The sequence below is a fragment of the Streptomyces lonarensis genome, assembly GCF_012033735.1.
GTDB lineage: Bacteria > Actinomycetota > Actinomycetes > Streptomycetales > Streptomycetaceae > Streptomyces > Streptomyces lonarensis.
The window spans coordinates 1-5,073 of the sequence record NZ_JAAVJD010000308.1 but is presented as its reverse complement, the minus strand read 5'-3'; the positions used below and the strand labels follow the sequence as shown (position 1 = coordinate 5,073).

At 77.8% G+C, this 5,073-nt stretch carries 6 protein-coding genes and 1 riboswitch; of the genes, 2 read left to right on the top strand and 4 right to left on the bottom strand.

Translation table 11 applies throughout. The features are described 5' to 3' along the window. Positions 1-5: 5 nt before the first annotated feature. The 4 genes from HCN56_RS23405 to thiO all read right to left on the bottom strand — a co-directional run bounded on the left by HCN56_RS23405 (position 6) and on the right by thiO (position 3,136). On the bottom strand, positions 6-398 hold the full coding sequence (locus HCN56_RS23405) for a hypothetical protein (RefSeq protein WP_167974317.1): 393 nt from the start codon (positions 396-398) through the stop codon (positions 6-8). 212 nt (positions 399-610) lie between these two features. Continuing rightward, entirely contained in the window at positions 611-1,357 is a 747-nt protein-coding gene (locus HCN56_RS23400; protein ID WP_245246935.1) for a thiazole synthase, read from the bottom strand. Between the two features lie 130 nt (positions 1,358-1,487). After that, positions 1,488-1,796 (bottom strand): sulfur carrier protein ThiS, encoded by a 309-nt coding sequence (thiS, locus tag HCN56_RS23395; RefSeq protein WP_167974314.1) that lies wholly within the window; start codon positions 1,794-1,796, stop codon positions 1,488-1,490. After that, on the bottom strand, positions 1,793-3,136 hold the full coding sequence (gene thiO, locus HCN56_RS23390; protein WP_167974312.1) for a glycine oxidase ThiO: 1,344 nt from the start codon (positions 3,134-3,136) through the stop codon (positions 1,793-1,795). The genes thiS and thiO overlap by 4 nt, the downstream gene beginning before the upstream one ends. Further along, a riboswitch (TPP riboswitch) is annotated at positions 3,135-3,243 on the bottom strand. Its footprint overlaps the gene before it by 2 nt. A gap of 121 nt (positions 3,244-3,364) precedes the next feature. Between thiO and HCN56_RS23385 the strand changes: the two genes are divergently transcribed. Next, entirely contained in the window at positions 3,365-3,715 is a 351-nt protein-coding gene (locus HCN56_RS23385) for an avidin-fold protein (protein ID WP_167974310.1), read from the top strand. Between the two features lie 140 nt (positions 3,716-3,855). Further along, a complete protein-coding gene (locus tag HCN56_RS23380) occupies positions 3,856-5,061 on the top strand; it encodes an NAD(P)/FAD-dependent oxidoreductase (protein ID WP_312871401.1) in 1,206 nt (401 codons plus the stop codon). Positions 5,062-5,073 lie beyond the last annotated feature (12 nt).

Genomic DNA, 5,073 nt, shown 5'->3' with positions numbered 1-5,073 from the left:
CCTGCTCACGCCCGGCGCGGAGTGGCCGGAGCCGCGTCCCCGGCGGCGCCGTCGGCCTGCGGCGTGGCGGCCGGGGTGCCCGTGGGGACGCCCTCACCGGGCGCCGCCACGGGCGCAGCGGCCGGGGGCCGCGGCGCGGCGGCCGCCACGTCCTCGGCGTCGGTGGCGCCGGCTGCGCCGCCGTCCTGCGTCGACTTCGGCACGGCCGAGCCGCGCTTGGCGAGCCGGTCGGGCGTACCCGCGCCCGGCCGCGTCGTGTCGCCGGCCTCCGCGCCGGTCACCGGGGTGTCGGTCGCCCCGGGCGCCGCTGCGGCGTCCCCCGGCGCCGCCGCGTTGCTCTCCTGCTCGGGTCTCTCCGCTCCCGCGTCGTCGCGGTCGTCGGGGGTGGATGTGGTCACAGCTGTCTCCTCGGGACGACCCGTTCGCGACACCGCCCCCGGCACCAGCCGCCGTCTCGGCGGGGCACCTGCTCGCGCAGCGACCCGGGTACCGGCCCACGCCGGTGGCCGGAGGATATCCGACCCCGCCAACACCGCCGTTCACCAGGGGTGTTGTCCGATCCTCCCGCCGGTGCGCGCCAGGGTTCCGGCCTGGCGCTGCCTACCGTCGGTCAGGAGGTGAAAGCGGGCCGCTCCGGGTCCAGGTGGGCGATGCCCTCCTGCGGGGAGGACGCCTCCGCGAAGTGCCGCCGGGGGATGCGCCCGGCCAGCGCGGCCAGCCGCCCCGCCCGAACCGCGTCCCGCATGGCCTCGGCCATCACCGCCGGCCGCTGCGCCCGGGTCACCGCGGAGGCGAGCATCACCCCGGCGCAGCCCAGCTCCATGGCGAGCGCGACGTCGGAGGCGGTCCCGGCCCCGGCGTCGAGGATGACCGGCACGTCGACCCGTTCGGTGATCAGCTGGAAGTTGTGCGGGTTGCGGATGCCCAGCCCGGAGCCGATCGGGGAGCCGAGCGGCATCACCGCGGCGCACCCGACCTCCGCCAGCCGTACCGCGACCACCGGGTCGTCACCGCAGTACGGCAGCACGGTGAACCCGTCGTCCACCAGCTCCTCCGCCGCGTCGAGCGTCGCCACCGGGTCCGGCAGCAGGGTGCGCTCGTCGGCGATGACCTCCAGTTTCACCAGGTCGGTGCCGAGCGCCTCCCGGGCGAGCCGCGCGGTGAGCACCGCCTCGCCCGCGGTGTAGCAGCCCGCGGTGTTCGGCAGCACCGCCACGCCCAGATCGGCCAGGACCGACAGAACGGTCCCCTGTACCCCGGGGTCGAGCCGCCGCATCGCGACCGTGGTGAGTTCGGTGCCCGAGGCCACCAGCGCCGCACGGAGCGCGGTGTGGCTGGTGGCGCCCCCGGTGCCCATGATCAGGCGCGAGGTGAAGCTGTGCCCGCCGATGACCAGGGGGTCCTCGGCGGGGGAGGTGCCGGTCCCGGCCGGCACGTCGGTGTCGGCCGCGGTGTCGGTCCCCGCGTCGGTTGCGGTGTCGGTCATGTCAGCCTCCCTGTACGGCGGTCAGCACCTCGACGCGGTCGCCGTCCCGGACCGGCGTCCGGTCCCAGGCGCCGCGCGGTACCACCGCTTCGTTGAGCGCCGCGGCGATCCCCGCGGCCCGCTGCCCGTCGCCGGACGGGGCCGGCGGCGGCCCGCCGGTCAGCTCCGCGATCACGGCGGCCAGCGTCGTGCCCTCGGGGACGTCACGGGCGGTGCCGTTCACCGACAGCCGCACCGTCGCGGCACCCGCCGGCACCGGTCCGGTCGCGGCACCCGCCGGCACCGGTCCGGTCGCGAAGGGGTCGTTCATCTCCGTGCTCCCGTCAGATCGTCGGCCGCGCGCGCCCCGGCGCGCGGCTGGTCCAGCGGCCCGGCGCCGGTGGCGAAGCGCCCGGGGCCGAACGGCGCCGCGTACGACGGCAGCGCCCCGGTGGTCAGCGAGTGCGCCAGCGCGTCGCCGGTGGCCGGGGCCAGCAGCACGCCGTTGCGGTAGTGCCCGGTGGCCAGGTGCAGCCCCGGCACGGCCGACGGGCCGAGCAGCGGGGCGTTGTCGGGCGTCCCGGGCCGCAGACCCGCGCAGGTCTCGGTCATCGGCAGCTCCGTCAGTCCCGGCACCAGCTCGTGTGCGTCCCGCAGCAGCTCGTACACCCCGCCCGCGGTGACGGTGGTGTCCCAGCCCTGTTCCTCCGAGGTGGCGCCGATCACCAGCTCACCGTCGGCGCGCGGCACCAGGTAGACCGCTCCGCCGCGCACCACTGCCCGGACGGTCCGGGAGAGGAACGGCGCCCGCGAGGTCGGAATCCGCAGCCGCACCACCTGGCCCTTGACGGGCCGCACCGGCGGCCGCGCCTCGTCCGGCAGTCCGGCCAGGTCGCCACTGCGACTGCCGCAGGCGACGACCGTCGCCCCGGCCGAGACGACGGTGCCGTCGGAGAGTTCCGCCCCCGTCACCCGGTCGGCGTGCAGCGTCAACCGCCGCGACGACGCCCGGTGGATCGCGACCCCGGCGCGGCCGCAGGCCACCAGCAGCGCGTCGGTGACGCGGCGGGGGTCGACCTGGTGGTCCCCGTCGACCCGCAGCCCGCCGCGTACGCCGGGCGCGAGCATCGGCTCCGCCCGGCGGCACTCCCGGCCGGTCAACCACTGCGAGGACAGCCCGTGCCGCTGGTGCAGAGCGTGCAGTTCGCGCAGCTGCGCCCGGTCGTCGGAGTCGAGGGCGACGGCGAGCGTGCCGCACGACCGGTAGCCGGTCTCCGAACCCGCCGCCTGGGAGAGCTCGGCGGCGAACTCCGACCACGCGCGGGCGGAGCGGAGGTTCAGCTCCAGCAACGCCTCCTCGCCGTAGTGCAGTTCGGTGACGGCGGCCAGCATCCCCGCCGCGACGCGCGCCGCGCCGCCGCCCGGCTCCGGGTCGACGACGACCACCGAGAGTCCCCGCCCGGCCGCGCGCCAGGCGACGGAGAGGCCGATGATGCCGCCGCCGATCACCAGGACGTCCGTGGTGAGGGCGGTGGCCGCGCCACCGGCGACGGAGGAACCCTCGGCGGCCCTGCTTCCGCCGCCGTCCTCGTCCGGCGGGGCAGGCGGGGCAGGCAAGGTCGGCGGCGCCGCACCCGTCGGGTCGGTCGGCCGCTGCTCTGGGCATGCCATGGTGAGCTGCTCCTCTCCCTACGCCGGCATGATCCGGATCAGGTTGTGCGGTCGGAGGCCGCAGCCTCCCTCTCAGCCCGGTGCGTCCGGGCTCCCGTGGGACGCGGGCCCGCGCGCCCGACCCCTGCCGGGGGCGGGGTACAGTGCGAACCCGTCTGCCGCCAGCGTAGTACCCGGGGCCCCGCGGACGGCGGGGCGGCAGCGGCGGCCCGCGCGAGAGGCATCGCCATGGCCGCATCACTCGACGGACGCGTCCTCGCCCCCGAGGCCGACCAGGCCGCCGGCCAGGTGGGAACCGCGACCCGCTTCCACTACCGGGAGGCGGACGGCCGGGTCCACGCCGACTACGCCGGGGGCGACGTCGAGCGCGGCGCACTGATGGGCACCCGGGTCGGCGACCGCCTCGACTTCCGATACGTGCAGCGGCTGACCGACGGCACCACCGCCTCCGGGCACTGCGTGGGCGAGGTCCGCGACCTCCCCGACGGCCGGGTCGCCGTCGACGAGCGCTGGGAGTGGGAGTCCCGACCCGGCAGCGGGACCTCGCGCGTCGTGGAACTCCGGCCGGACGCCGGCTGAGCCCGAGGAGCCGCCCGCCCCCGCGCTCCTCGGACCACGTTCCGCCCCGTTCGCACCGCCGTTCCACCCCGAGCCCGTGCCGCCGCTGCTCCTCGCCGGCGGCCCGGGGCCGCGGCGCCGCCCGTGAGAGGCTGACCGCCGTGAACAGCGAGCGAGTCGTCATCGTCGGCGCCGGCCTGGCCGGCGCGCACACCGCCTCCCACCTGCGGCAGGCCGGCTGGCAGGGGGAGATCGACCTGCTGGGGGCGGAACCCCACCGCCCCTACGACCGGCCGCCGCTCTCCAAGGAGCTGCTGAGCGGGGAGGCCGCCGACGCCTGGTTGGAGACCGACCTCGACGCCCTCGACGTCCGGCTCCGCACCGGGGTCGCCGCGACCGGCCTCGACCCCGCCGCGCGCCTGCTGGCCACCGACGCCGGGCCCGTCGGCTGGGACCACCTGGTGATCGCCACCGGCGCGGCGCCCCGCACCCTTCCCGGGGCGGCGCACACCCCCGGCGTGCATCTGCTCCGCACCCTGGACGACGCGCTCTCACTGCGGGCGGCACTGGTGCCCGGCGCACGCCTGGTCGTCGTCGGGGCCGGCTGGATCGGTGCCGAGGTGACCAGCACGGCGCGCGCCGCCGGGTGCGAGGTGGTCGTGGTCGAGGCCGCCGGCGCGCCGCTTCCCGGGGTGCTCCCCGCCGAGGCCGCCGAGTCGATGCGCCGCTGGTACCGCGAGGCCGGCGCCCGGCTGCTCACCGGGAGCCCGGTGACCGAGGTCCGGCCGGACGGGGTACGGCTCGCCGACGGCGGCCGTGAACCGGCCGACGCCGTCCTGGTGGCCGTCGGGTCGCGCCCCGACACCGGCTGGCTGGAAGGCTCCGGCCTCCCGCTGGCCGATGACGGTTCGATCCTCGCGGACGCCCGGCTGCGCGCCGGTGCGCCCGGTGTGTACGCGGTCGGCGACTGCGCCTCGTTCCCCTCCGCCCGGTACGGCCGCCGCCTCCTCGTCCAGCACTGGGACAACGCCCTGCAGGGCCCCGCCACGGTGGCGGCGGCCATCGCCGGCGGCGAGCCGGCCCCCTACGACCCGGTGCCCTACTTCTGGTCCCGGCAGTTCGGCCGGATGGTGCAGTCCGTCGGCCTGCACGCCCCCGGCGACCAGCTGCTGCGGCGCGGCTCCCCGGAGGACGAGGACGGCTGGACACTGTGCTGGACCGGCCCGGACGGGGCGCTGACGGCGGTCCTCGCCGTGGACCGGCCGCGCGACCTCGCGCAGGGGCGCCGGCTGGTGGAGCGGCGCGCCGCGGTGGACCCGGCAGCCCTCCGGGACCCGGCCGTGCCGCTCAAGCGCGCGGCGCGCTGACCGCCCGCCGCC

Coding starts and splice junctions, on each gene's coding strand:
- HCN56_RS23400 (WP_245246935.1), bottom strand. CDS start 1,357: ATGGGCACCGGGGGCGCCACCAGCCACACCGCGCTCCGTGCGGCGCTG.
- thiS (WP_167974314.1), bottom strand. CDS start 1,796: ATGAACGACCCCTTCGCGACCGGACCGGTGCCGGCGGGTGCCGCGACC.
- thiO (WP_167974312.1), bottom strand. CDS start 3,136: ATGGCATGCCCAGAGCAGCGGCCGACCGACCCGACGGGTGCGGCGCCG.
- HCN56_RS23385 (WP_167974310.1), top strand. CDS start 3,365: ATGGCCGCATCACTCGACGGACGCGTCCTCGCCCCCGAGGCCGACCAG.